The 2141-nt window shown below is 60.9% G+C and carries 2 protein-coding genes; both read right to left on the reverse strand.

Annotated elements, in window-relative coordinates; translation table 11 throughout:
- On the reverse strand, positions 1-413 hold a 413-nt coding region (locus tag VEK15_06105), incomplete at its 3' end, for an HPF/RaiA family ribosome-associated protein (GenBank protein HXV60248.1).
- Between the two features lie 441 nt (positions 414-854).
- Positions 855-2018, reverse strand: a complete 1164-nt coding sequence (locus VEK15_06110; GenBank protein HXV60249.1) for a serine hydrolase domain-containing protein — start codon at positions 2016-2018, stop codon at positions 855-857.
- Between the last annotated feature and the right edge of the window lie 123 nt (positions 2019-2141).

The following is a 2141-nucleotide window of genomic DNA, read 5'->3' on the forward strand; positions in this document are numbered from 1 at the left end:
CCGTCGGCCGTCTCCAGGAATCCGTACCCCTCCTCGGGGAACAGTCGCGCCACGCGGGCATGCGGAGAACCGACGTGCTGCTTGACCTTGCCCCGACGACGGCGCACGTAGTCCTCTAGCCGCCTCGTCGTCTCCTTGAAAGCGTCGTTGATGACCAAATGGATGTCTTCATTCTCTGCATGTTCCGGCGGATCGCGCGAGACGACGATCTCCTCGCCGGGCACGGTCAGGCGGATGCGAACATGATACAGATTGCCTTTCCGATGATGCCGGTGGGGAGCCTCCACCACGACCTGACACGACTCGATCTTGTCGAAGAAGGTCTCGAGCTTGTTGGCCCTTTCCTGGACGGCTCGCTCGAGAGCCTCCGTCAGGTCGAATCCACGACAGGTAATCTGAACTGGATGTTCCACGAGATCCTTGCTTTCCTTCGCCAACAATACGGTCAGCCGCGGTTAATACTTCCCATAGTCCAGGGCGCCTTTCGCAGGGCGTCGATGCACGACTGCTCGATGCACCCGTTGATCATGTCCCGTTCCAATATCGAAGTAAGCTAGTGCCCATCGCGGCTGCACGGAACTAGGTTGCTCCCTAGTAGGTCCCGAGAAAATCCCTGGCCGTCCGCGAAAGAGGACGGCTCTCGGAGATCTCCTGGGCGCCTGGTGGAGTTTATCGCAGAACCCGCATCGGGAAATCCTCATCTGTTTCGAGATCAACGCGCGCCTCTGGTTGTCTCGCGTCTTTGCACGCGGGTGTGAACGTTCACCTTGGCCTTTAGTCGCCCAGGCTGATCGGTGGTGCGCCGCGCGAGCAGAGAGGGGCTCACGAGCGCCGCGGTCCGTTGGTGTTGTTCGTCACCGCCCGCCGATTCCTTGGCTCGACGAGCGAAGAATCTGGAGAATTTTCGGTACGACCCGGTATGGTACGGCACCGGCGGTCACTTCGTCTACGCTCCCCGTTAGCACCACGTCCAACTCTGGGCAGTGAAACAACCAACAACCGGTGGAGCCGGTATGGCCGACCACCTCGGGCATCGGGCTCAGGGGGGTGAAGACCCGGGGCAGGCGGAACCGCATGATTCCGAGTCCGTACTCGATGGGCCAGCCCGGCGCACGCAATGCGGCTCGGTCGAGCGGGAAGCCGAACCGGTTCCAGTGTTGCTGCATGGACGCGAGGACTTTTGCGTCCTGAAAGACCGCACCTCGCACCAAAGCGCGTAAGAACGCGAGAGTGTCTTCCGCGGTGCTATAGATACCCTTGACTGATCGCAACAAGAGGGGAATGTGAAGCGGGCGGCCTTCGAAACGGAGGACGGGAGGTTCCGGCGTGGGGTCGAGGGGCTGGGAGGAACCGGCGAAATAGGTGTGTCGAAGATGCAGAGGGCGGAACAGCAGTCGTTCGTGCACCTGGTGCAGCGGTTGTCCTGCCACCGCCTCGATGACGGCGATGAGCAGCATGTAATTCGTGTCGGAGTAGCGGATCCTTTGTCGGTTCGCGGACAGATCCTGAGGCGGGAAATGGGGCCTGAGCTCATCGCGGACGAGGGTCGTCATTTCCTCGATACCGAGTGACATATCGCCATCGCGGATCAGGCGTTCGACCAGACTCCGACCTCCTTTCGGACGGTCCTCCAGCCAATCCGCGAGGCCGGACGTATGGCCGAGCAGATGCCGGATTGTGATGCGATCGGAATAGTCGATCCCGCTTGGCCGGTGCAGGCCGCGGGTAAGAACGTCGGGAAGGTACGTCGAGATCGTCGCGTCGAGATCCAATCGACCTGCTTCGCTCAGCTTCATCGCGATGGTGGCGTTGAGCATTTTGTCGATGCTGGCAATGAAGAAGGGCGAGTTCGCCCGAAGCGCGGTGCCGTCGCGGGTCGCCTCACCCAGAGCGCCGTTCCAGCAAAACGACCGGTCACCGCTCTCTACCGCCATGATGACCTGCTTGATTGGGGCCCGCGATGCCACCCTCCGCAGCAATTCCTGCAGGCGCGCCGATGTATCTGGAACCTCACCCACCCCACTATCCTCCTTCGCTCAGCCACGAAATCGAAGTGCATCGGCGCTGACGAAGTTGCACAGATGGTGCGGATTGTGCAACTCATAATCCCCGGCGACCACCGAGCAATCATGTTCGACACT

This window comes from Vicinamibacteria bacterium, from assembly GCA_035620555.1.
In the GTDB taxonomy this organism is placed as follows: domain Bacteria; phylum Acidobacteriota; class Vicinamibacteria; order Marinacidobacterales; family SMYC01; genus DASPGQ01.